General features: G+C 73.6%; 25 protein-coding genes and 1 tRNA gene. 8 read left to right on the top strand and 18 right to left on the bottom strand.

What is annotated here, in order from left to right:
• Positions 1-3 precede the first annotated feature (3 nt).
• Positions 4-687, bottom strand: coding sequence for an alpha/beta fold hydrolase (locus tag H5V45_RS12910; RefSeq protein WP_221633999.1), 684 nt, complete (start codon positions 685-687; stop codon positions 4-6).
• A 69-nt stretch (positions 688-756) separates the two neighbouring features.
• Complete coding sequence (locus H5V45_RS12905) at positions 757-1,197, bottom strand: VOC family protein (protein WP_185253302.1); 441 nt, start codon at positions 1,195-1,197, stop codon at positions 757-759.
• Positions 1,198-1,308: 111 nt separating this feature from the next.
• Between H5V45_RS12905 and H5V45_RS22680 the strand changes: the two genes are divergently transcribed.
• The 5 genes from H5V45_RS22680 (at position 1,309) to H5V45_RS12880 (ending at position 7,043) form a co-directional block, all read left to right on the top strand.
• Complete coding sequence (locus tag H5V45_RS22680; protein WP_185253301.1) at positions 1,309-2,325, top strand: methyltransferase domain-containing protein; 1,017 nt, start codon at positions 1,309-1,311, stop codon at positions 2,323-2,325.
• Between the two features lie 91 nt (positions 2,326-2,416).
• Positions 2,417-4,546 (top strand): MMPL family transporter, encoded by a 2,130-nt coding sequence (locus H5V45_RS12895; protein ID WP_185253300.1) that lies wholly within the window; start codon positions 2,417-2,419, stop codon positions 4,544-4,546.
• Positions 4,547-4,610: 64 nt separating this feature from the next.
• Positions 4,611-5,291 carry a hypothetical protein gene (locus H5V45_RS12890; RefSeq protein ID WP_185253299.1) on the top strand — a complete coding sequence of 227 codons (681 nt, stop codon included), beginning with the start codon at positions 4,611-4,613 and terminating at the stop codon, positions 5,289-5,291.
• A 64-nt stretch (positions 5,292-5,355) separates the two neighbouring features.
• Entirely contained in the window at positions 5,356-5,949 is a 594-nt protein-coding gene (locus tag H5V45_RS12885; RefSeq protein ID WP_185253298.1) for a TetR/AcrR family transcriptional regulator, read from the top strand.
• Entirely contained in the window at positions 5,946-7,043 is a 1,098-nt protein-coding gene (locus tag H5V45_RS12880; RefSeq protein WP_185253297.1) for a glycosyltransferase, read from the top strand. Before H5V45_RS12885 ends, H5V45_RS12880 begins: the two co-directional genes overlap by 4 nt.
• On the opposite strand, the gene H5V45_RS12875 is transcribed toward H5V45_RS12880, so the two are convergent.
• The 9 genes from H5V45_RS12875 to H5V45_RS12835 form a co-directional block, all read right to left on the bottom strand.
• Complete coding sequence (locus H5V45_RS12875; protein WP_185253296.1) at positions 7,018-8,274, bottom strand: hypothetical protein; 1,257 nt, start codon at positions 8,272-8,274, stop codon at positions 7,018-7,020. The two genes, H5V45_RS12880 and H5V45_RS12875, sit on opposite strands and share 26 nt — an antisense overlap.
• Positions 8,271-8,561, bottom strand: coding sequence for a hypothetical protein (locus H5V45_RS12870; protein ID WP_185253295.1), 291 nt, complete (start codon positions 8,559-8,561; stop codon positions 8,271-8,273). The genes H5V45_RS12875 and H5V45_RS12870 overlap by 4 nt, the downstream gene beginning before the upstream one ends.
• A 52-nt stretch (positions 8,562-8,613) precedes the next feature.
• A tRNA-Gly gene (locus tag H5V45_RS12865) sits at positions 8,614-8,687 on the bottom strand.
• A gap of 81 nt (positions 8,688-8,768) precedes the next feature.
• Entirely contained in the window at positions 8,769-9,671 is a 903-nt protein-coding gene (locus H5V45_RS12860) for a hypothetical protein (protein WP_185253294.1), read from the bottom strand.
• Positions 9,668-10,204, bottom strand: a complete 537-nt coding sequence (locus tag H5V45_RS12855; RefSeq protein WP_185253293.1) for a sigma-70 family RNA polymerase sigma factor — start codon at positions 10,202-10,204, stop codon at positions 9,668-9,670. Before H5V45_RS12855 ends, H5V45_RS12860 begins: the two co-directional genes overlap by 4 nt.
• A gap of 62 nt (positions 10,205-10,266) precedes the next feature.
• Positions 10,267-10,872: a response regulator gene (locus tag H5V45_RS12850; RefSeq protein ID WP_185253292.1), complete on the bottom strand. Its 606-nt coding sequence runs from the start codon at positions 10,870-10,872 to the stop codon at positions 10,267-10,269.
• A complete protein-coding gene (locus H5V45_RS22675) occupies positions 10,869-11,933 on the bottom strand; it encodes a histidine kinase (RefSeq protein WP_185253291.1) in 1,065 nt (354 codons plus the stop codon). Before H5V45_RS22675 ends, H5V45_RS12850 begins: the two co-directional genes overlap by 4 nt.
• The gene (locus H5V45_RS12840; protein WP_185253290.1) at positions 11,930-12,730 is read right to left on the bottom strand and encodes an ABC transporter permease; all 801 of its coding nucleotides are present in this window, start codon (positions 12,728-12,730) and stop codon (positions 11,930-11,932) included. The genes H5V45_RS22675 and H5V45_RS12840 overlap by 4 nt, the downstream gene beginning before the upstream one ends.
• Complete coding sequence (locus H5V45_RS12835; protein ID WP_185253289.1) at positions 12,727-13,620, bottom strand: ABC transporter ATP-binding protein; 894 nt, start codon at positions 13,618-13,620, stop codon at positions 12,727-12,729. Before H5V45_RS12835 ends, H5V45_RS12840 begins: the two co-directional genes overlap by 4 nt.
• A gap of 113 nt (positions 13,621-13,733) precedes the next feature.
• Between H5V45_RS12835 and H5V45_RS12830 the strand changes: the two genes are divergently transcribed.
• Entirely contained in the window at positions 13,734-14,204 is a 471-nt protein-coding gene (locus H5V45_RS12830) for a TrmH family RNA methyltransferase (protein ID WP_185253288.1), read from the top strand.
• Between the two features lie 27 nt (positions 14,205-14,231).
• Here H5V45_RS12830 and trhA read toward each other — a convergent pair whose 3' ends face one another.
• Together trhA and H5V45_RS12820 are read right to left on the bottom strand one after the other, a co-directional pair.
• The gene (gene trhA / locus H5V45_RS12825; RefSeq protein ID WP_343061546.1) at positions 14,232-14,945 is read right to left on the bottom strand and encodes a PAQR family membrane homeostasis protein TrhA; all 714 of its coding nucleotides are present in this window, start codon (positions 14,943-14,945) and stop codon (positions 14,232-14,234) included.
• 93 nt (positions 14,946-15,038) lie between these two features.
• Entirely contained in the window at positions 15,039-16,244 is a 1,206-nt protein-coding gene (locus H5V45_RS12820) for an MFS transporter (protein ID WP_185253287.1), read from the bottom strand.
• 103 nt (positions 16,245-16,347) lie between these two features.
• Here H5V45_RS12820 and H5V45_RS12815 point away from each other — a divergent pair, with 103 nt between their 5' ends.
• Both H5V45_RS12815 and H5V45_RS12810 read left to right on the top strand, forming a co-directional pair.
• Positions 16,348-16,689, top strand: a complete 342-nt coding sequence (locus tag H5V45_RS12815) for an ArsR/SmtB family transcription factor (protein WP_185253286.1) — start codon at positions 16,348-16,350, stop codon at positions 16,687-16,689.
• A gap of 52 nt (positions 16,690-16,741) precedes the next feature.
• Entirely contained in the window at positions 16,742-17,635 is an 894-nt protein-coding gene (locus H5V45_RS12810) for an NAD-dependent epimerase/dehydratase family protein (RefSeq protein WP_185253285.1), read from the top strand.
• A gap of 246 nt (positions 17,636-17,881) precedes the next feature.
• On the opposite strand, the gene H5V45_RS12805 is transcribed toward H5V45_RS12810, so the two are convergent.
• The 5 genes from H5V45_RS12805 to H5V45_RS12785 all read right to left on the bottom strand — a co-directional run bounded on the left by H5V45_RS12805 (position 17,882) and on the right by H5V45_RS12785 (position 22,775).
• Positions 17,882-19,162 carry a vanadium-dependent haloperoxidase gene (locus tag H5V45_RS12805; RefSeq protein ID WP_185253284.1) on the bottom strand — a complete coding sequence of 427 codons (1,281 nt, stop codon included), beginning with the start codon at positions 19,160-19,162 and terminating at the stop codon, positions 17,882-17,884.
• A gap of 169 nt (positions 19,163-19,331) precedes the next feature.
• Complete coding sequence (locus H5V45_RS12800; RefSeq protein ID WP_185253283.1) at positions 19,332-19,976, bottom strand: MBL fold metallo-hydrolase; 645 nt, start codon at positions 19,974-19,976, stop codon at positions 19,332-19,334.
• Entirely contained in the window at positions 19,976-20,908 is a 933-nt protein-coding gene (locus H5V45_RS12795; RefSeq protein ID WP_185253282.1) for a ketopantoate reductase family protein, read from the bottom strand. Before H5V45_RS12795 ends, H5V45_RS12800 begins: the two co-directional genes overlap by 1 nt.
• Positions 20,905-21,909, bottom strand: coding sequence for a heme-binding protein (locus tag H5V45_RS12790; RefSeq protein ID WP_185253281.1), 1,005 nt, complete (start codon positions 21,907-21,909; stop codon positions 20,905-20,907). Before H5V45_RS12790 ends, H5V45_RS12795 begins: the two co-directional genes overlap by 4 nt.
• Complete coding sequence (locus H5V45_RS12785; protein ID WP_343061545.1) at positions 21,906-22,775, bottom strand: fumarylacetoacetate hydrolase family protein; 870 nt, start codon at positions 22,773-22,775, stop codon at positions 21,906-21,908. Before H5V45_RS12785 ends, H5V45_RS12790 begins: the two co-directional genes overlap by 4 nt.
• Positions 22,776-22,805 lie beyond the last annotated feature (30 nt).

Here is a 22,805-nt window from a genome sequence, read left to right as displayed (position 1 = left end):
GCCCTAGACGATCATGGTCGGGACGGGCAGCGCGCCCTCGAGGTGGTCGTGGGCGCTGATGCTCTGCCCGCCGATGTCGATGACGGCACGGGTGGTGGCGAGGAAGGCGCGGCGGCTGCCGCGGTCGCCCAGCGAGCTGAAGCCGTGCCAGATCGCGCCCAGGTCGGCGCCGGGTCGCCAGCCGACCTTGGCCGCGCCGCGACCCAGCGCCTCGGCCCGCGAGAGCACCGCCGCGGACGCGATCACGCTGAGCACCTGCGCGGCGCCGGGCAGGGTCGCGGAGCGCAGCACGAGGTTGACCTCGCGGGCCAGGCCACCGCTGGAGACCAGGACGAGGCGCTCGACCCGCTCCGGGAAGAGGTAGAAGAACTGCATGGCGATGCCGCCGCCGAGCGAGTGGCCGACCAGCGTGACGGTCTCGATCCCGAGGTGGTCGAGGAGGTCGCGCATCGCGGCGGCGTGCGCGCTGAGCGAGTAGTCACCCAGCGGCTTCGCCGACTCGCCGTGGCCGAACAGGTCGGGCAGCACCACGCGGTGGTCGTCGTGCATCGCGTCGACGAGGTGCCCCCACTGCCGCTGCGAGCCCAGGATGCCGTGGATGAAGAGCACGGCCGGGCCGGTCCCGCTGTCGACGTACGACAGGTCGTGCCCGTGCAGCGTGACGGTCTGCGGAGCCAAGCGCGCCATGGTCGATGTCCTCGCAGGGGTCGTGTTGCCGGGCCCCCACGGTAGTCCCGTGCCTCGCGGCCCGCTGCGTCAGCCGGTCTGCTCGAAGAGCGACACGACGATCCCCTCGGGGCCACGGACGTACGCCATCCGCACGCTGTGCTCGTACTCCCCGACCCCACCGACGAGGCCGTAGCCGTCCGCCGCGACCGATGCGAGCGCCGTGTCGAGGTCGCCGACCTCGAAGGACACGTTGCGCAGGCCGACCTCGTTGGCCATCGCCGTGGGCGAGCCCGGCAGGTGCTCGGGGTGCTCGAAGCTCGACAGCTCCAGCCGGGAGCCCCCGCCGGGCGCCCGCAGCATCGTCAGTCGGCACCGTGCGCCGGGGATCGCACACACGGTCTCGACGAACTCGCCCTCCACGAAGCCCCGGCCCTCGACCTCCAGGCCCAGGCCGACGAAGAACGCCGTCGCCGCGTCGAGGTCGGCGACGGTGAGGCCGACGTGGTCGAAGCGCTGCACGTGTCCCATGCAGCCATCTTGCACCAGCCCTCCTGCGGGCCGCTCGGACGGCGCACACGGGGACACCGACCGCCCCGCGCCCCCTTCTCAGGGCGCCGGGTCCGCTGCCATGATCGGGCCGTGGACGAGCCGATGTCCTGGTTCGCGGCCGCCGACGCCGCGCTCATGCCCCTGTCGAGGGGCCGCCACGTGCTGGCCCTGGTCGACGGCGCCCACGCCTCCGGCCTCCTCGAGGCACTCCGGACCGGCGGCGACCCGGCGGCCCTGGCACGCGCGACCGGCCTGCCCGAGCACACGGTCCGCGCGGTCGGCGACGCGCTCGCCAGCACCGGCGTGGTCGACGAGTCCGAGGGCCGACTGGGTCTGACCCCCGCCTGGGACGCCCTGCTGCGCGACGATGCCTTCACCACCCTCGAGCTGCTGCTCCGCAGCGGCGACATCGAAGCCGGACTGCTCCGGTCGGTGAGCGCCGGGGCGGACTACTGGACCATGCCCAGCGAGGACCGGCTCACGTTCGCGCGCGCGATCTCGCCCAACCCGTTCGCGGCCGGGCTGGTCGCGTCCTTCCGCGCGTCCGCGGAGCACGACCCGGAGCGCGCGGCCCTGCGCGCCGGCGGGCGGCTGCTGGAGCTCGGCTGCGGCGTGGCCGGGCGGCTGCTCACCTGCCTGCAGGCCTTCCCCGCCCTGACGGCCGTCGGGGTGGAGCTGGCCGACGACCTCGCCGACGAGGCCGAGCGCCGGGCCGAGGCGCTGGGCGTGGCGGACCGCCTGACCGTCGTCCGCTCCGACGCAGGGACCCACCTCGAGCCCGACTCCTTCGACTTCGGCTTCTGGAGCCAGTTCTTCTTCCCCACCGCGAGTCGAGGACCGGCCCTGGCCGCGCTCTTCACCAACCTCCGCCCCGGCGGCACCGCCTGGGCTCCCGTGCTGGGTGACGTCCCGGCCATGGAGGCCGACCCGACCGGCCCGGAGCGCCAGGAGTACGCCGTGTTCCGGGTCATCCTGGACTCGTGGGGCGTCCCCGAGCGCTCGCCCGCCCAGCTCGGTGCGGAGTTCCGGGCGGCGGGCTTCGTCGACATCGACCACAGCGGCGGCGGCGCTGCGGGGCCGGTGCGGCTCAGCGCCCGGAAGCCCTGACCCACCCCCCGCCGCGCACCCACCTGACCGGACCCCGCGCCACGGGGCAAAACTCCCGGCGTCGGGCGCCCGGCGGCCGCTACCGTCGACCATGCGCGCATTGGGTGAGTGGGTGCTGCGGCACCGCAAGATGGTCATGCTCTGCTGGTTGCTCATCACGGTCGCCGGCATGGCGGTCACCAGCACCGTGAACAACCGGCTCACCGTCGACTTCTCCCTGCCCGGCCAGCCCGGCACCGAGACGGCGGCCCAGATCATCAAGGCCTACGGCAACGGGGGCAACACGGTCCCGCTCGTCGTCACGGTCACGATGCCCGACGGCCAGAAGGTGACCGGCAGCGAGCAGCAGATCGGCGACGCGTTCGCGTCGGTGACGCAGGCCGACGTACCCCTCCGCGTCCTCGACGAGGCCAACACCGGCGACGCGGCGTTCCGCACCGAGGACGGCGCGACGGCGTACGCCCTGGTCTTCTACCCCTTCCCCGACAGCTTCGCGACGGTGCTGCCGACCGAGGTGGTCCGCAAGGCGGTCGCGGCGCAGGTGCCCGAGGGGGCGACCGTCGGTGTGACCGGCATGGACGCGCTCGCCGTCGGCGACGAGACCGGCGGCCCCGGTGTGCTCGCCGAGACGCTGCTCGGCGGGCTGGGCGCACTGGCCGTGCTCCTGTTCGTCTTCGCGTCCCTGCTGGCCTTCATGCCGCTGCTGGTCGCTGCCGTCTCGATCCTGACGACGTTCCTGCTGCTGCTCCCGATCACCTACCTCACCGACGTCTCGTTCATCGTCGAGTTCCTCATCGCGCTGGTCGGGCTGGGGGTCGCGATCGACTACTCGCTGCTGCTCGTGACCCGATGGCGGGAGGAGCGCGACCACGGCAAGGACAACCACGAGGCCGTGGTGACGGCGATGGAGACCGCCGGCCACGCGGTGCTGTTCAGCGGCATCACGGTGGCGATCGGGCTGCTCGCGCTGGTGGTGCTGCCGGTGCCCTTCCTCCGGAGCATCGGGTACGGCGGCGCGCTCATCCCGCTCGCCAGCGTGCTCGTCACGCTCACCCTGACGCCGGCGATCCTGGGTGGCATCGGCCCGCGCGTCGACTGGCCGAAGATCCGTCACGAGAACCAGTCGAGCCCGGCATGGACCCGCTGGGCGGGCCTCGTCGTCCGCCGCCGCTGGATCGCGGCCGGGGCTGCCGTCCTCATGCTCGGCCTGCTGACGGCCGCCTTCACCGGCATCAAGATCGGGGCGGCCGACTCCGAGTCGCTGGCGTCGAACGGGGCCGCCTACGACGCCCTGCGCACGCTCGAGGACGGCGGCGTATCCACCGGCGTGCTCACCCCCATCGAGGTGCTCGCCGAGACCGACAAGGCGGACGCCGTCGCGAGCACGCTCGGCGAGGTCGACGGCATCGTCACCGCCGTCGTCCCCACGGGCGACGGCGCGGACGTCGACGGCCGGACCGTCGTCGTGCTCATCCCGGACGGCGAGACCGTCAACTCCCAGAGCGTGGACGTCGTACGCCGGGTGCAGGACGTCGCCGACTCCACCGACGGGGTGATCGGGGTGGCCGGGCTCGGCGCGGACCAGGTCGACTTCCTGCACGCGGTGTACGGCAACCTGCCGCTGATGCTGGGGCTGATCTGCCTGCTGACCTACGTCCTGCTCGTCCGCGCGTTCCGTTCGCTGCTGCTGCCCCTCAAGGCGGTGCTGCTCAACCTGGTCTCACTGACCGCGGTCTTCGGCGCGATGGTGCTCTTCTGGCAGGAGGGCTACGGCTCCAACGCCGTCTTCGGCATCGCGGAGACCGGCGCGGTGACGTTCTGGATCCCGATCATGGTCTTCGCGTTCCTCTACGGCCTGTCGATGGACTACGAGGTCTTCATCCTGAGCCGGGTGCGCGAGGAGTACGACGCCGGTGCCTCGACCGACCAGGCCGTCGTCCGCGGCATCGGCCGCACCGGCCGTCTGGTCACCAGCGCCGCCCTGATCCTCTTCCTGGCCTTCGCCGCCCTGGCCTCCGGGCCCGGCACCGACATCAAGGTGCTCGCCACCGGACTGGGCATCGGCATCCTCCTCGACGCCACCATCATCCGCTCGCTGCTGGTGCCGTCGCTGGTGTCGCTGTTCGGCTCCTGGAACTGGAAGCTGCCCGACCGGGTCGCCCGGCTGCTGCGGATCGAGCCGTCGGTCGTGCACGCCGAGCGGCCGGCGATCGTCGACTGAGAGGCTCCGGGGCAACCGCCCGGATTCCCCGATGCCGCCGCCGGGCCTGTGCCAGCATCGGCCCGTGCGCACGGCCGTCAGACTCCTCCTCGCGACCGTCCTCGGCACCGCCGGCCTGGTCGGGCCGCCCCTCACCACGGCCGCCTCGGCGCGGACGGACGACTGGCACGGCTCGCGTCATGCGATGCCGGGCAAGTACGCGTGGCTCGACGACATCACCCCGTCCGACACCTACACGATCGTCGTGGTCCGGGGCATGGGTCGCGCCGCTGTGGTGAGGCACCTGGGCGGCGTCAAGCGGAAGCTCGCCGCCATGACCCCCACGGAGGCCGAGACCTACCTCTTCGACCACGTCACGGCGGACTACTCGTGGCCCCGGGTCGTCCAGGTCCAGCGCCGCGGGCACGCCGTGGTGGTCTACGCACCGTACGGCGTCCTCGACGACGCCGCGCTGGCCCGGCTGTCGCGCCACGGCCGCGCGGCCGAGTTCTTCACCGACGTCGAGCTGGACACCTCCGTCACGGTCGCGAAGAAGGGCGAGGTCGTGCGGCAGTTCGACGCGGGCTTCAAGCCGCCGAAGGAGGGAGCCCTCCGCGCCGAGCGCGGCCTGGACTGGGGAGCCCCGGACCAGAACGTCTGGGCGACCGCCTGGGCCTTCGACGAGCGGATCTCGCGCACGCACATCAGCCGCACCTGGTTCGACCAGGCCCACCCGACCTTCATCGCCAAGAAGGGCGCCCTCTGAGCCCGAGGGCTGTCGTCCAGAACGCCATTGACGCACCACCCTTTTCGTGTCAACGTCAATTGACATGAAATCGACACGCAGCTACACCATGGGGGCTCGCGCCCAGGCCGTCGCCGACACCCGGCGGCGGATCCTCGAGACGCTCTTCGACCTCGGCCGCGAGCGGATGTTCCCCGACATCTCCCTCGACGACGTCGCCGAGGCGGCCGGTGTCAGCGTCCAGACCATCCTGCGGCACTTCACGAGCCGCGCCGGTCTGTACGAAGCGACCATGGACCACGCGATCGCTGCCGTGACCGAGGAGCGGCGTACCCCTGTCGGCGACGTCGCCGCGGCCGTCCGGGTGATCGTCGACCACTACGAGGACCGCGGCCAGACGGCGCTCCTGATGCTCGCCCAGGAGTCCACCGACCCGCAGGTCGCCGAGCTCACCCGACGTGGTCGATCGATGCACCGCACCTGGGTGCAGACCGTCTTCGCCCCGTACGCCGGCCCCCGCGACCCGGTCATCGACCTCCTCGTGGTCGCGACCGACGTCTACACGTGGAAGCTGCTGCGCCGCGACCGCCGCTACTCGCGGGCACGGACCGAACAGCTGATGCACCGCCTCACGACCTCGATCCTCGAGGGCGCCGAACCCGAAGGAGCGCCGTCATGAGCACCATCCTCGTCGTCACGTGGGACGGCGGTGGCAACGTCCCCCCGGCTCTCGGCATCGCCACCGAGCTGCAGCACCGCGGCCACCGGGTCCGGGTCATGGGGCACCCCGCGCAGCGGGCACAGGTGGAGGCCGCCGGGCTCGACTTCACGCCCTTCCGCAATGCCCGCCCCTTCACGGCCACCGACAGCAGCACGCCCGTCGACTACGCGGGCGTGTTCGGCGACCGGGGGATGGGCCGCGACGTGGTGGAGGAGCTGCGGCGCGAGCCGGCCGGCCTCGTGGTGATCGACTGCATCCTCTTCGGCGCGATGCAGGCGGTCGCCGCCGCGGGGGTGCCGTACGTCGTGCTGGAGCACATGTACGACGCCTACCTCGTCCGGCGCTGGCTGCGCGGCCCGATGGGCCTCGCCATGACGGTGAAGCGCATTCCCGCGCGCAGGCTGCTGCGGAGCGCGGCCGCACGGGTGGTCGCCTGCAGCGCCGAGCTCGACCCCGCCGGGCGGGGACGACTCCCCGGCAACCTGCACTACACCGGTCCGGTGGTCACGGGCGTCCCGGCAGCGCCCACCGTGCCGACGGTGCTCGTCAGCCTCAGCACGGTCAACTTCCCGGGCCAGGCGCGCGCCATGCAGCACATCCTCGACGCGCTCGGCACCCTCGGGGTGCGCGCCGTCGCCACGGTCGGCCCCTCCATCGGCATCGAGCACCTCACAGCGCCGCCGAACGTCCAGCTCCGCGGGTTCGTCCCCCACGCCGAGCTGCTCCCGACCGTGTCGATGGTCATCGGGCACGGCGGCCACGCGACCACGATGGTCGCGCTGGCCCACGACCTCCCGGTCCTGGTGATGCCGATGCACCCGATGCTCGACCAGAGGATGGTCGGGCAGTCGCTCGTCGACGCCGGCGCGGGTCGGCTCCTCTCCAAGAAGGCCGCTCCCGCGGCCATCGCGGCCGCCGTGACCGAGCTGATCGGCGACGGTCCGCACCGGATCGCCGCGGCCCGACTGGGCTCCACCCTCCGCGCCACCTCCGGTGCCGCCGCCGGCGCCGACCTGATCGAGTCGGTCACCGCGAGCCGGGCGGCCGCCTGACTGACCGGCCCCCGGACGGGACACGTCGCCGGCGGCGGCGCCACAGCAGCCACGACCCGGCCACCGGCACCAGGGCGACAGCGCCCGCCCGGTGCCACGGTCGCCGGGGGTCGGTCGTCGCCTCCGGCTCCGCCGCAGGCCCGAGCGGCCGCTGCCACAGCGCCGTGGCCAGGTCCGGGGCGTTCACCTGCTCGCCGTAGCCACGCAGCTCGATCGCCTCGACGTCGCCGTCGACGATGTCGACGACGTGCACCTCGGTGCGCCAGTGCCCGACCACGACGTGGGTCGGGTCGCGCCACCCGAGCAGCTGGCCGGGCGAGACGCCCGCGGGCAGGTCCAGGGGCCGCGCGTCCGCCTCGTGCCCCGCCGCCCCGGCGTAGAGACGCCACGGCGAGCGCGGCCTGCCGACACGGTGGCCGATGGAGGCGAACGTCGTGTCGTCCGGCCCCCAGGAGGCGTCCATCACCTGGTAGGGCAGCCGCACCGACGACGGGGCGCCGAGGTCGGGATCCGTCCGGTGGACCGTGCGACCCCGCGCCCACACGACGCCCGAGGGGGCAGTGCCGAGGACGGGCAGCCAGTAGTGGCCGGGCTCCTCGACCACGGTGGGGCTGCCGTCGCGGACGTCCCACGCGACGAGCTGGTGCTCGTGCGAGCGCTGCCTGCGCGGCAGGTCGGGGTCCTCGTAGCTGGTCAGCAGGTAGCGGGAGTCCCCGGAGAACGCCAGGTCGGACAGGGTGCCGCGGACCGAGGAGGCGCCGGGTACGTCGAGCTGCCGGATCTCGCCCGTGGTGGTGTCCATGACCGACCACCTCGACGCGTTGCCGGGCATCCCGCCGCGACCGTCGCGCGCGGGGCGCACCCAGCCGATCCAGCGCCCGTCGGGCGACAGCGCGGTCCCGCCGGACAGCCCCCAGCGGCGGTGGGAGAAGCCGGGCAGACGGAGCCAGGAGGCGCTGCCGTCCGCGGCGGAGACCGCGAAGACCTCCAGCGACTGGCGCTTGTCGAGGACGCCGACCGTCCTGCTGCGCATCGAGATTCCCATCGCGGCCACCGGGCCGTCGACGCCTTCGTGCGTCGACCACGCACCGGGGGCGTTGACGACCTCGGGCAGGTGCGGGTCCTCGCCGCCCGCGGCGGTGGCACCCGGGACCAGCGCCAGACCGGTTGCGACCGCGAGCGCACCCGCCAGCGCGACCGTGGCGAGGGCCCGGCGCACCGGGCCGGTCACCGTCCGACCCCGGCGCGGCGCCTCCCCATGCGGAAGCCCAGTCCGGCGGCGACGACCAGCAGCCCGAGCACCGCCAGCGCGCAGCCGGCCAGCTGCCCGCGGCTCAGAAAGACCAGCGACCCGCTGGTGTCCGCCTGGCTAAAGCCCGTGAACCAGTCGGGGCGGGTGGGGGGACGCTCGGTGAGGTAGTAGACGTCGTCGCCGGGGCCGGGGCCGACCGACAGCGCGACGACGATGCCCGCGACCACGAGGACCAGGCCGAGGACCCACCACAAGTGACGACGCACGAGAGCGAGTATCGGCGAAGACGCCCGGGCGCAGGGCCGGAACGAGGAAGAGTGGAGCGGACGCGAGGATTTGAACCTCGACCCCTTCCCTGGAAGGGAAGCGTGCTGCAACTACACCACGTCCGCGCGACCGGGCCCTGACGAGCCCGGCCCGAGGAGTATCCCATCCCGGCAGGGCCTCCGCCCGCACCGGGTGCGGCCGGGCCGTCAGCTGGTCCAGAACGGGTCGGTCAGGATCGCGCGGACCTGCTGGGCGTCGAGAGCGGGGACGTCGGCGGGGTCGTGCACGGTCGAGGGCCGGTCCGCCCGGGTGCCCTCGGCGACGTAGACCTCGACGTGGCCGCCACCGGGTCCGGCGAGGGTGGCGAGGACGTAGGCCCGGTCGGTCGGCTGCTCCTGCCGGTCGACGACCGTCCGCTCGACCTTGTCGGTGACGACGCCGACCAGCGTGCCGTCCGCGGAGCGGATCTCCTGGCAGGACTCGTTCCCCGTCAGCTCGGCACACGGGCGCACCGGCTGCGACGGCGCGTTGCTGCCCCCGGCACAGGGGCCTCCGGACGAGAGCTCCGCGAGGGTTCGCCGCCCGCCCGGCACCCCGGGCGGCGGGAGCAGCGTCACGCTGGCGAAGTCCGCGTCGCCCCCGCTGACGAGGTTGCCGCCCCAGGTGCCGGACCCGTGGTCGTCCGTCTCCCCGATGCCCACGCCCGCGGGCAGCAGCCCGGCCAGCTCGTCCCGGATCTCCTCGGTCGACTTGCTCCACCACCCGGTCGCGGCAGCGCCACACGCATCCTCCCCGGACGCGCCCTTCCCGGACGACGCCGTGGGGCTCGCGGGCGCGGAGCCGCTCGGGTCGGCCGCCACCGACGGGGTCGTGGGGTCCGTGTCCCGACCGGGCCAGTCCTGCGCGAAGGCCGGCACGGCGAGCGCGAGCGCGGTCGCGGCCGCGACGCCGCCGACGGCGTACGCCACGCTCCGGTGGCGGCGCCGGCGTGCCCCGCGGGCGAGGGCGAGAGGAAGGACGTCGGGAGCGCGCAGCCCGCCGACGGCACGGTCCATCCGGTCGCGGAGGTGGTGGTCGAGCCCGTCGACGGGTTCGCGGTCGTCGTTCATGAGGTGCTCCTCGGGAGGTCGATGTCGTCGGCGAGCAGGTCCCGCAGCCGGCGCAGCGCGCGGCTCGTGCGGTTCTTCACCGCCGCTTCGCTGAGGTGGAGGTCGGCGGCCGTGGTGGCCACGCTGAGGTCGTGCCAGAAGCGCAGCACCACGACCGCGCGGTCGAGCGGCGCGAGCTCGGCCAGGGCGGCCATCAGCGTGAGCCGGTCGGCCACGTCCGCGGCCGGCGCGGAGGTGCCGACGTCGTGCCGCCCGCGCAGGATCGTCAGGTCACCGGTCGGCAGCTCGCCGCTGCGGCGCAGCCGCCGCTCGGAGAGGAAGGCGTTGAGCAGGATCCGGTGGCAGTACGCCACCGGGTCGTCGGTGGTGCGCAGCCGGCGCCAGCCGACGAACGCCTGGGTGAGCGTGGTCTGCAGCAGGTCCTCGGCGGCGTACGGCGAGGTCGTCAGCAGGTAGGCGCTCCGGTAGAGCCGGTCGGAGTGCTGGGCGGCGAACGCGGTGAACTCCGCGTCGTCACGCCGGCTGCCACGCACGGAGGCTCCTCTCGGTCAGGGACGGGTACGACGAGAAGACGCGCCAGGGGCCCGATCAGGTCTCAGATCCATCCGTTCGCCTGCGCGACGCGGGCGGCCTCGGCCCGGGTCGAGGCGCCGGTCTTGCCGATCGCGGCGGAGAGGTAGTTGCGCACCGTCCCCATCGACAGGTGTGCCTTCGCCGCGATCACGGCCACCGGCGAGCCGTCGAGCGCGAGCAGCAGGATCTCCGCCTCGCGGGCGGTGAGCGGGGACGGCCCGGACATCAGCGACTCGGTCGCGAGGTCGGGGTCCACGACGCGCAGGCCGGCGTGCACCCGGCGTACGGCGTCGGCGAGCTCGCGTGCGGGAGTGTCCTTGACCAGGAAGCCGGCGGCGCCCGCGTCGAGGGCGCGGCGCACGTAGCCCGGCCGGCCGAACGTCGTCACGATCAGCGACCGAGTGCCCGGCAGCTCGGCGCGCAGCTGCTCGGCGACCTCGAGCCCCGTCAGGCCGGGCATCTCGATGTCGAGCAGGCAGACGTCGGCCTGCGAGTCCCGCGCCGCCGCGAGCACCTCGTCACCGCGGCCGACCTGGGCCACGACCTCGAGGTCGGTCTCGAGGTCGAGGAGCGCGGCGAGCGCACCGCGGACCAGGGCCTGGTCGTCGGCCAGCAGGACCCGGATCACGGGAGCAGCACCTGCACGCGGGTGCCGCCGGAGCCGGTCGACCCGGTGACGTCCAGGGTGCCGCCGGACGCGAGCACCCGCTCGCGCATCCCCCGCCGCCCGTTGCCCTCGGCCGCCGAGCAGCCGACGCCGTCGTCGGCCACGACCAGCCCCTGCGGCGACAGCTCGATCGAGACGGTGGACGCCCGCGCGTGGCGGACCACGTTGGTGAGCGACTCGCGGAGCACCCAGGCGAGCAGCGTGCGGTGCCGCGGGTCGGTGTCGGCGACGGTGCCGACCACGCGCGTCTCGATGCCGGCGTCGGCGAGCATCCGGGGCGCGGCGGCGAGCTCGGCCTCGAGGCTGGCCGCGCGCAGGCCGCCGACCGTCGAGCGCACCTCGGCGAGCGCCTGACGCGCCGTCTCCTGGATGGAGGTGAGCTCGGCCCGGGCCCGCTCGGGGTCGACCTCGATCAGCCGGGACGCGAGCTCGGCCTTGATCGACAGGACCGTCAGCGAGTGGCCGAGGACGTCGTGCACGTCACGGGCGACCCGGTCGCGCTCGGCGACCAGCGCGAGCTCGGCGCGGGCGGCGTCGGCGCGCCCGTCGAGCTCGGAGAAGACCCGCATCGCCGCGCAGAACCCGATGATCGGCCACACCATGAGGAAGAAGAACGCCGGGAAGTCGCCGTCGACGAGCGACAGCACCGGCAGCAGCGCGCTGACGACCGTGGTGGCCTTCCACCAGGGGGCGGGGACCATGAGCGCGGAGAACGCGCCGAGGTACGGCGTCAGGCCGATCGACTCGATGCCGATGACCGGCACGGTGGCGGCGCCGAGCGCGATCATCGCGACCCAGATCGCGAGCGCGTGCGGGCGCCACACGGCCCAGCCGAGGAGGTACACCCCGGCGTACGCCGCGATCAGCGTGAGCGTCAGCACCTGCGCCGGCACCGACGCGTCGGTCTGCAGCACCTCGCCGACGGGGTAGGCCAGGAAGACCAGCCAGATGGCGGCGACCACCCAGCCGAAGCGCTCCCAGGGCGAGCGGACGGGGTCGGTCGGCGCGGCGCAGGTGGTCACACCCGCTCGCGGCGTCGGCGAAGTCCCCACACCGCGAGGCCCGCGAAGATCAGCGTCCACGCGCACACGTTAGCGAGCAGCAGCCACACGGAGTCGTGGCCGGCGTCGTTCGGGAGGTAGCCCTCGGAGATCGGGTAGCGCGCCAACCCGGCGTAGCCGTACAGCGGCGTGAACCGCCCGATCGCCAGGATCAGCCCGTCCATCGGCGTGAAGACGTTGCCGAGGAAGCTCATGATCACGATCAGCCCGGACGCGATGCCGGCGGCGTTCTCGCCCTTGAAGTGCAGGCAGACGGCCAGCCCGTAGACCGCGAAGAGGGCCGAGCCGAGCCACACGGTGCCGGCGCTGGCCAGCCAGTCGACCGCGTTGCCGGACGAGCCGGTGGCCGCGCCGATGGCGTAGATCAGCGCGATCGGGACGGCCGCCACCAGCATCGCCACGGCGGTCTTGACGGCCACGAACGCCCAGGGGCTGAAGGGGGTCAGCGCCAGCTGGCGCCCCCAGCCCATCGTCTGCTCGGTCGCCGCCGCGCCGGCGACGGTCGTGGTCGCGGTGACGGCGCCGTAGGCGGCCATCGAGACCATGACGTACATCGCGACGTTCGCGCTGCCGTACGCCTCGTCGTCGCCCATCCCGAACACGAAGAAGAGGAACGCCGGCAGCGCGACGATGAAGAACATTCCCATCCGGTCGCGGATCTGGCGCTTGAGGTCGAGGCGGGCGTAGGCGACGGCGCGGGGCCGGGGCGTACGCCGGGTGGTCGCCGTCGACAGGTCGGGGATCGTCGTCGTGGTCATCGCAGGGCCTCCTCGGGCCGGGTGGTGCGGGTCGTGGGGGTCGTCGGGTCGCCGGTCAGGGCGAGGAACGCCGCCTCCAGGCTGGCGCTGCTGACCTCGACGTCGGTGATGCCGAGCGGAGCGACCGCGGCCCGGACCCGGGCCAGCCACGCGGGGTCGATGCCGTGCGGCCCGACGACCTCGGCGGGCGGACGCAGGGTCATGGTCTGGCCGCCGTACGCCGCGCGGACCTCCGCCGTCGGGCCGTCGGCCATGATCCGGCCGCCGGCCATCAGCACCGTGCGGTCGGCGAACGCGTCGGCCTCGGCCAGGTAGTGCGTCGCGAAGACGATCGTGCGGCCGTCGGCGGCGTCCGCGCGCATCGTGTCCCAGAACTCCTGCCGGGCGCCGACGTCCATGCCGGTGGTCGGCTCGTCGAGGATCACCAGGTCCGGGTCGGGGACGAGCGCGAGGGCGAACTTCAGCCGCTGCTGCTCACCGCCCGAGCACGCCTTGACCAGCCGCTTGGCCAGCGGGCCGAGGCCGGCACGCTCGATGACCACGTCGACCCGCTCGGGCCGGCCGTGGAGGGCCGCGATCGCCTGGACCGTCTCCCCCACCGTGAAGTCCGGCAGCAGCCCGCCGGTCTGCATGACGGCCGAGACCCGACCGTCCGCGACGGCCCGGTGCGGCGCCCCGCCGTACACCTCGATCGTGCCGCTCGTCGGCGAGGTCAGCCCGAGGAACAGGTCGACGGTCGTGGTCTTGCCGGCGCCGTTCGGGCCGAGGAACGCCACGATCTCGCCGGAGCCGATCGTCAGGTCGATGCCGTCGACGGCGGTGACGGTCTCGCCGCCCGGGCCGCGGAACGTCTTCGTCAGGCCGGTCGCCTGCAGTGCTGGTGCTGTCATGGCTCCAGCCTGCTGGCCGGTCGCCGCCGTGCCCCGGGGACGGTGTCACCACCTGCGCATGACACCTGTCATGCGCCGTGCGGGCGGCGCCGGACGCCGGGATACGTTGAGGCGTGCTCCACGTGATGTTCCTCGAGCCCCGGATCCCGCCCAACACGGGCAACGCGATCCGGATGGTCGCCGGCACCGGTGCCACCCTCCACCTGGTCGAGCCCCTCGGCTTCGACCTGTCCGAGCCGCAGCTGAAGCGGGCAGGCCTGGACTACCACGACCTCGCCTCGGTGGTCGTCCACCCGGACCTCGACGCCGCCCTGGCCACCCCTGCGCTGGCCTCCTCGCGGGTCTTCGCCTTCACCGCGCACGCCACCCGCTGGTTCACCGACGTCGCCTTCGAGCCCGGCGACGTCCTCCTCTTCGGCCCCGAGCCGACCGGCCTGCCCGCCGAGGCCCTGGACCACCCCCGGGTCACCGACCGGCTGCGGATCCCGATGGTGCCCGGCCGCCGGTCGCTGAACCTGTCGAACTCGGCGGCCGTGGTGACCTACGAGGCTTGGCGGCAGCAGGGGTTCCCCGGGGCCGAGTAGGAGGGACGGTCCGGCGGAGGGTCGCGGTCAGCGCAGGGCGTACGTCGCCAGAGAGATGCCGAGGTAGTGCGCGATGAAGGCCAGGACCGTGAGGGCGTGGAACACCTCGTGGAAGCCGAACCAGTCGGGGCTCGGGTTCGGCCTCTTGAGGCCGTACACCGCACCGCCGAGGGTGTAGAGCACTCCGCCCGCCACGACCAGGCTCAGGGTCGCGATCGCCAGCGGGGTGCTCATGCGGTGGGCGCCGTCGACGAAGTCGGGGATGAAGAAGACGGCGAACCAGCCGAGTCCGATGTAGATCGGCGTGTACAACCACCGCGGGGCGCCCGTCCAGAAGACCCGGAAGAGGACTCCGAGCAGGGCTCCTCCCCAGATGCCCACGAGCAGCCAGACACGCGCGCTGCCCTCCAGCAGCAGCATCGCGAAGGCGGTGTAGGTGCCGGCGATCAGGATGAAGATGTTCGAGTGGTCGAGTCGGCGCAGCAGCGCCCAGACGGCCGGCTGCCAGGTGCCGAGGTGGTAGGTCGCCGAGACGCCGAAGAGCAGCAGCGCGGTCGCGATGAAGACCGCCGAGCCGACCTTGGTGCCGGCGGTCGGGGACAACGTCACCAGGACGATCCCGGCCGCCACCACGAGGGGGACCGACCCGGCGTGGAGCCATCCCCGGAGCCGTGGCTTGACCTCAGCCAGCTTGTCGGCCATCACCAGCACGGCGGCGTCGTGGTCCAGGAACTTGCTCACGCCGCCATCATGGGCCCCGGCGGAGCAGCGGACGAACCGACGGCCACCTGACGCTGCCTGCCGACTAGCCCGGTCGGCCAGCCGGCGGCCGCGTCAGTCGGTCGAGCGCAGCTTGCGCAGCAGGGCGGCGGCGCCCGAGAGGACGACGACCAGCCCGCCGTAGGCGTACGTCGTGGTGGCGAGGCCCAGGTGGGGCGCGACGACGCCGGCGACGACCGCCGGGATGCCGAAGGCGAGGTAGCTGACGACGAAGACCGAGGCGAACAGCTCGCCGCGCTCGTCGGGGGCGACCGTCGGGGTGATCGACCGCATGATGCCGAGGAACGACGTGCCGAAGCCCGAGCCGGCCACGATCGCGGCGGCGATGAAGCCCCAGTACGAGCCGAGCGCCAGGGCCACCAGCGTGAGGGCGGTGCCGACGGCGAGGGCCGTGGTGCCGTAGAGCGTGATCTGGCGCGACGTGCGGTCGCGGGCCAGGAAGCAGGACAGCGCACCGACGCCGGTGAGCGTGGTGACGACGAGACCCTGCTCGAGGTGGTTCGCTCCCCCGAGCTCCTGGGCGACGATCGGGGCGCCGAGCGAGAGGTAGAGCCCACCGGTGGCCCAGCCGGCGAAGAGCGCCGGGGCGCTGCGCGCGAAGGCGGGACGGGCCGAGGGGGGTACGCCGACCCGGGGGCGCAGCGAGCGCAGCAGGCCGTCGTGGCGCGGCGAGGTCTCCGGCAGCAGCCACAGGGCGAGGGCGAAGACGACGTACACCGCGGTCAGCGCGCCGAACACCGCGGCCATCGGCGAGTCCGCCCCGTCGATGACGGCACCACCGACCAGCGCGCCCACCGCGAGGCCGGCGAGGGGGACGACGCTGTTGAACGTCGCGGCGAGACCGGGCCGGCCCTCGGGCTCGAGGTCGACGACCGCCGCGGTCAGCGACGAGAGGAGCAGCCCGCTCGCGACGCCCTGGACGACGCGGGCCAGGACGAGCAGCGCGACCGAGTCGGCGTGCCAGAAGACGAGCATGCTCAGCGCCAGCAGGACGAACGCCGCGGAGATCACCGGACGGCGACCGAGGTGGTCCGAGAGCGAGCCGGTGACGAGCAGCGTCAGCAGCAGCGCGACGGCGTACACCGCGAAGATCGTGGTCAGCGTGGCCGGCGAGAAGCCGATCTCCCGCTCGAGGACGGGGTAGAACGGCGAGGGCGCGCTCGCGCCCACCATCATCGCGAGCAGGGCGCCGAGGGCCAGCACGAAGCCGGGCGTGCGGCTGCGGACGGCCGGGGCGGTGGCGTCGGCGGCGACGGTCATGGGGGGTCCTCGGGGGTCCGGGTGCGCGGGGCGATGGTTCGAATCTTTTCGAACCTTGGGAACCGTACGTGAGATCTCCCGTTGGTTCAACTATTGTCGAACCATGCCCGCAGCGCCAGAGCTCCAGCACCCCGAGATGAGTGACGTCGCCCTCACCGACGTGCTGTTCGCGCTCAGCGACCCGGCGCGGCTCGACCTGGCCCGCCAGCTGGTCGACGGCCCGATGGACATGGCCGCCTGCAGCGCCACGGGCGGGCCGGTGCCGAAGGCGACGAAGTCCCACCAGCTCAAGGTCCTGCGCGAGGCGGGCGTCGTGCGCAACGTGCCGAAGGGGCGCGGCCGGCTGCTCAGCCTGCGGCGCGACGAGCTGGACGCCGTCTTCCCCGGCCTGCTCGACTCCGTGCTCGGCCCCCGGCCCGCGGGCGACGGCTCCCGGGCGGGCTGACGTCACACGCCTTTCCCGGGATGCCTCAGGCATCGACGGGTACGCATGCCGCATGCGCATCTTCTTCACTGGCGGCAGCGGCAAGGCCGGCAAGCACGTGGCTCCCTTCCTCGCCTCCCAGGGGCACCAGGTCACCAACGCCGACCTCGCACCGCTCGGGCACCCCGACGTCCACGACCTCCGGGTCGACCTGACCGACGCCGGGGAGACCTACTCCGCGCTCGCGGGGCTGGCGACGATGGACGAGCTGGACCTGCCCGAGAAACCGTCCTACGACGCGGTCGTGCACTTCGCCGCGGTCCCGCGGATCCTGCTGACGTCCGACGCGTCGACGTACGCCGCCAACATCCTCAGCACCTACCACGTCCTCGAGGCCGCGACCCGGCTCGGCATCCGCAAGGTCGTCTTCGCGTCGTCGGAGACGACGTACGGCATCTGCTTCGCCCAGGGCGAGCAGCGGCCGCTCTACCTCCCGGTCGACGAGGAGCACCCGACGGTCCCGGAGGACTCCTACGCGATGTCCAAGGTCGCGGGCGAGGTGACCGCGCGGTCGTTCCACGCGCGCACCGGGGCGGACGTCTACGGGCTGCGGATCAACAACGTCATCGAGCCGCACGAGTACGCCGAGATGTTCCCCGCCTTCCTCGACGACCCGTCGCTGCGGCGCCGCAACGTCTTCGCCTACATCGACGTCCGCGACCTCGGGCAGATGGTGCAGCGCTGCCTGACGACCGACGGGCTCGGCTACGAGGTCTTCAACGTCGCCAACGCCGACATGTCGGTGTCCGCGACGACGCAGGAGATCCGGGAGCGGTTCTACGACGGCGTGGAGGTGCGCCGCGAGCTCGGCCCGGACGAGACGTTCTACGCGATCGACAAGGCCCGCGACCTGCTCGGCTTCTCCCCCGAGCACTCGTGGCGCGACGTGCCCTCGTTGGTCGAGTAGGTCGCGCACCTCGTTGGTCGAGCGCGCCGTTCGTTGGTCGAGTAGGGCGCGCAGCGCCCGTATCGAGACCCCGGCCCCACTTTGGTCGAGCGCGCCCCTCGTTGGTCGAGTAGGGCGCGCAGCGCCCGTATCGAGACCCTGGCCCCTCGTTGGTCGAGCGCGCCCCTCGTTGGTCGAGTAGGGCGCGCAGCGCCCGTATCGAGACCCCGACGCCAGAGGAGACTCCCCTCTCGACCGACGAACAGGTCAGAGGCCGATCCGGTCCAGGTGCTTGAGGCCGTACGCCGCCACCTTCTTGCCCAGCGCGGAGCCGACCCGGTCGGAGTTGCGGAAGTGCACGCCCTCCCACACGCGGGCGTCGATGATCTCCCGGTCGATCGTCGCCCAGTCGGAGGAGAGACGCGAGGCGCCGGTGAGGTTGGAGCTGGTGAGGGCGACGGGGCTGGGTGCGCGGCGGCCGACGAGGGCCTCGAGCACGGTCTGCTGGGCGCCGCCCTGCAGGGTGTGGCCGGAGGGGTACTCCGGGTGCTGCGGCGCGACCTCGAGGGACGTCCAGCTCGGGTCCTGCTCGACGTCGCCGGTGGTGATCGCGGTGAACGGGCGCCAGAAGAGGTAGTCGTACTTCGTCCGGGCCAGCGCGATCTGCGCGTCGACGCTCGTCGTGTGCAGAACCGCGACGACCTCGGACAGCTCCGCGAGCGAGGCCTTCGGCTGCGCGGCGATCAGCTGGCGGGTGATCTGGGCGGAGAACCCGGCGATGCCGGGGTACCAGAACTTGGCGATCGCGTACTGCTCCGGCGTCCGCGCGGTCGAGTCGGCGCGGCCGAGGGTGCGGGTCTCGGCGAGGTCGCGGAGGTACGTCGCGGAGTCGAGCGCCGGCGGCGGGCCTGGGTCGAACTGGTTGCTGCTGGTGAGGAAGAACGGCTTGGCGTTCTTCTGGCCGGCCCGGACGGCCGGGCGGGAGGTCGGCGGCGTCAGCTGCCACACGCCCGGCGCCGCGGGGCCCGGCGTGAACGGCGTGTTGACCGACTGGGTGTCGGTGCCGTCGCCCGCGCGCTCGGCCAGCACGGCCGAGGCGGCTGCCGCGCCCGCCTGGACACCCTGCGTCTTGGCGGAGCCGGCCGGGAGGGTCGCCAGCGAGCTGGCCAGCGCGGCGTCGAGGGCGGACTGCTGGGCCGGCACGAGGGAGACGAGCGTGTCGTGGAGCGCCTGGACGAACGCCGCCGAGGCGAGGGTGCCCCGCTGGCCCTTCGTGGCGCGCGCCGCGGCCAGCCAGCTGACCGCCCAGGTGCGGGACTGCGTGATCGGCTCCGGGAAGGCCGCCGCCGCCAGCGCACCCTCCGTCAGGACGTGCCAGCCGTGGGCCAGCCCGGCCGCCGCGCCGGGGTCGGCGGGGTGGCCGCCGTGCCCGTGGCGACCGCGGGCGCTGGCCGGGGCTGCGGTGCCGGCGACGACCGCCGTGGCCGGCAGGCCGAGCGTGGCGCCGAGCAGGAGGGACCGGCGGGACGGGGTGGGGCGCTGGGACATCGGATCTCCTCGAGCAGACTCATGTAGTTGTATGAACCTACATGACTTTGCTCGAGGGATCGGGCGGCGTCTCGATACGGGCGCTGCGCGCCCTACTCGACCAACGAAGAGGGCCGCGCCCTGCTCGACCGACGAAGGGTGGTTTCGAGACGGTCGCTGCGCGACCTCCTCAACCACCTAGGGGCAGGCGGCGGACCGTGGTGCGCTCGCCGACGAAGGCGCTCAGCATGCCGGCGTACTTCGCCGGGTCGGTGAGCTCGCCCTCGTGGATCGGGACCGCGACCCGGGGGCCGACGGCGCGCACCCAGTCGACCGCCTCGGCGAGCTTGAGCCACGGGCCGTCGATGGGGACGGCGAGGACGTCGACGTCGCCGGGCGGGGCGAGGAGGGAGTCGCCGGGGTGCAGGAAGGCACCGTCGCCGACGAGGTAGGCCAGGTTCGGGCAGCCGGGGACGTCACCCCAGACCGGGGCGTGGGTGCCGCCGAGGACGTCGACCCGCTCCCCCGCGATCGTGAGGGTGTCCCCGGGCTGAGCGACCTCGACCCGGTCGGCGAGCACGTCGGCGAACTCGTCCTCACCGGCGAGCTGCACCGCCGTCGAGGAGTCGACGACGAGACGCGCCGCGGGGTGGCGGGTCAGCAGGCGGCGTACGGCGGCGACGTCGACGTGGTCGGCGTGCTCGTGCGTGACCAGGACGGCGTCCAGGTCGGACAGCTCGTCGAAGCCGGACGAGAGCGTGCCGGGGTCGATCAGCAGCCGGGCGCGGTCGGTGGCGACCAGCAGGCAGGCGTGGCCGAAGTGCGTCAGGTCCATCAGTGCTCCTGAGGAAGCGACCACGAGCGCTCGAGGCCGCGGACGAGGGCGACCATCGCGTCGTGGCGCGGGGTGGGTACGCCGGCGAGCCGGCCCTGAGCGGCGATGCCGCCGTTCAGCCAGTCGATCTCGGTGGGCCGGCGGGCGAGCACGTCCTGCAGCATGCTCGGCCGGTGGTCGTGGGCGACCTCGATCGCCTCGGCGACCAGGGCCGCGGGGTCGGCCGACGTCGCGATCCCGAGCGCCGCGCAGACCTGCAGCGCCTCGGCGACCAGGGCGTCCACCTGGGCCCGCAGGGCCGGGTCCTCGCAGACCGGACCGACGGGGAGGCCGGTCAGCGCGGCCAGCGGGCTGGTCGCGGAGTTGAAGACGACCTTGTCCCACTGCGGGCCGCGGGCGTCCGCGAGCGCGTGGGTGCGCAACCCGGCCCGGGTCAGCAGCGAGGCGAGCAGTGCCACCTCCTCGGTCGCGGCCGGCGCGGGCTCGAAGGGCCCCAGCCAGGTGTCGCCCTGCGCGTCGAAGCGGACCACGCCCGGCTCGGTGACGGCGCCCGCCGGCAGGATCGTCCCGCGGATCACCCGCGGCACCAGCTCGGCGAGCACCTCCTCGTTGCCGAGGCCGTTCTGGACGCTGGCGACCGCCGCGTCGGCGAAGACCGTGGCACAGGCGGCCACGGCGTCGCGGGTGTGCGCGGCCTTGGTCGCGACGATGCCGAGGTCGCACGGCGGCACGTCGGCCGCATCGGTCCGGGCGTGCACCGGCGCCGTGAAGTCGGCCCGGCCGGTCACCCGCAACCCGTGGGCCTCGATCGCCGCGACGTGCGGGGCCGACACGTCGACCGCCCAGACCTCGACGTCGTCGAGGGTGGCCAGGTGGGCGGCGTACAGGCTGCCGATCGCGCCGCACCCGACCACGCAGACGCGGACCGTCATCCGCGCTCCGTGAAGGCGGCCAGGGCCGCGACCGCGAGGTCGTGGCAGCGGAACGGCGCCGGCCCGCCGACGCCGAGACCGGCGACGACGACTCCGTCGCGACGGACGGGGAGCCCGCCCGACAGCGCGGAGACGGCCACCGGGAGCAGGTGCCCGGCACCCTCGACCCGCTCGGCGAGGTCGCCGCTGGGCGCGTGGAAGAGGGCGGAGGCGGCGGCGACCGCCTCCGCGACGTACGCCCCACCGGTCGGGGCGCCGTCCATCTGGTCGTGCTGGATCGGCTCGCCGCGACGGTCGACCACGCTGACGGCGACCGGCAGCCCGGCGGCCTCGGCCGCCGCGATCACGGCGTCCGCCAGGGCGATGCACCAGTCCAGGTCGCTCTGCCGGGACGCTGCAGGAGCGGTCGCCATGCCCACCCCGCGCGGCGGCTCGGCCGGCCACTCGCCGAAGGTCGCGTGCCAGCGCGCCAGGTCGTCGCCGTGCTGGCCGGCGTACTCCTGCTCGAGCGCGTAGGCGATCAGCAGGTCCTCGGGGTTCGCCGGCTGCCCGTCGGCGATCATCAGCTCGCGGTCGATGCCGGGCGGGAAGAACGGGCTGACCGTCGAGCCGGACGCCGCGATCCCCGCGACGACGCGGCCGTCGACGCGGATCGGCATGCCGCCCGCGCCGGGGAAGTCGGCCTCCGGGGAGATCCGCGAGAAGCCCTCGGCGACGGCCGGCGCGATCACGCCGAGCCGGTGCAGGTGGGCCGTGCTCGGGATCCGCTGGGTCGCGGCGATCCACGCCTTGGAGCGCGCGCGGCCCATGCCGCCGGCGCCGCCGTCGTCCATCCGCGAGCCGGTGAGCAGCGCACCGCTCGCGCCGACCACGACGATCCCGCCGGACAGGCCGAGCTGCTCGGCCTTGTCGACGGCACGTCGTACGAGCGCGCGGGCCGAGGCCAGGTCGAGGTCGTCGACCTGCCAACCAGAGCCGGTCGAGCCCGTCGAGCCGGTCATCGACGCGCCACCGGCGACCCGACGAGCGAGCCCAGGCCCTCGACGTCGATCCGCACGACGTCGCCGTCCTCCAGCGGCGGCGGGGTCTGCGAGCCGTTGCGGCCCCAGAGCTCGGCCAGGCAGCCGCCGCCCCCGGTCGTGCCGGACGCCAGCAGGTCCCCGGCGAGCACCACCGAGTCGCGCGAGGCGTAGGCGATCATCTGCGCGAAGGTCCAGTGCATGTGGGAGAGCCGGTCGTGGCCGACCAGCTCGTCGTTGACGTGCACGCGGCAGTCGAGGTCGAGGTGCCCGTCGTCGGTGAGGTACGGCGCCAGCTCGTCGGCCGTGACGATCCACGGCCCGATGCTGGTCGCGAAGTCCTTGCCCTTGGCGGGGCCGAGGCCGACCTTCATCTCGCGGGACTGCAGGTCGCGGGCGGACCAGTCGTTGACGATCGTGTAGCCGAAGACCGCGTCGCGCGCCTCGTCCTCGGTGAGGTCCGAGCCGTCCCGACCGAGCACGACGCCGACCTCCATCTCGAAGTCCAGCGCCCGGCAGGTCGCCGGCCGCGGGATCGCCTCGCCGGGACCGTAGAGCGCGTGCGGATTGGTGAAGTAGAACGTCGGGTTGTCGTACCACGCCTCCGGCACGCCCACCGCGTCGTCGATGCTCTTGCGGACGCCCTCGACGTGGGACTCGAAGGTCACGAAGTCGCGGACGCTGGGCGGCTTGTACGGCAGCACGAGCGCGCTCGCGTCGAGCTCGATCGCCGGCCCGGACAGGGCGTCGGTGCCGATCTCGAGGGCGCGGTCCAGGCCGAGTCGGACGAGGTCGCCGACGGAGAGAGCGCTAGGGAGTTGGTACGCCGAGTCCCCGTCGACGACCACGCCGACGACATCCTGTCGGACACGCAGGCT

Source organism: Nocardioides luti (assembly GCF_014212315.1).
Taxonomy (GTDB): domain Bacteria; phylum Actinomycetota; class Actinomycetes; order Propionibacteriales; family Nocardioidaceae; genus Nocardioides; species Nocardioides luti.
This window is presented reverse-complemented; position numbering and strand designations above follow the sequence as displayed.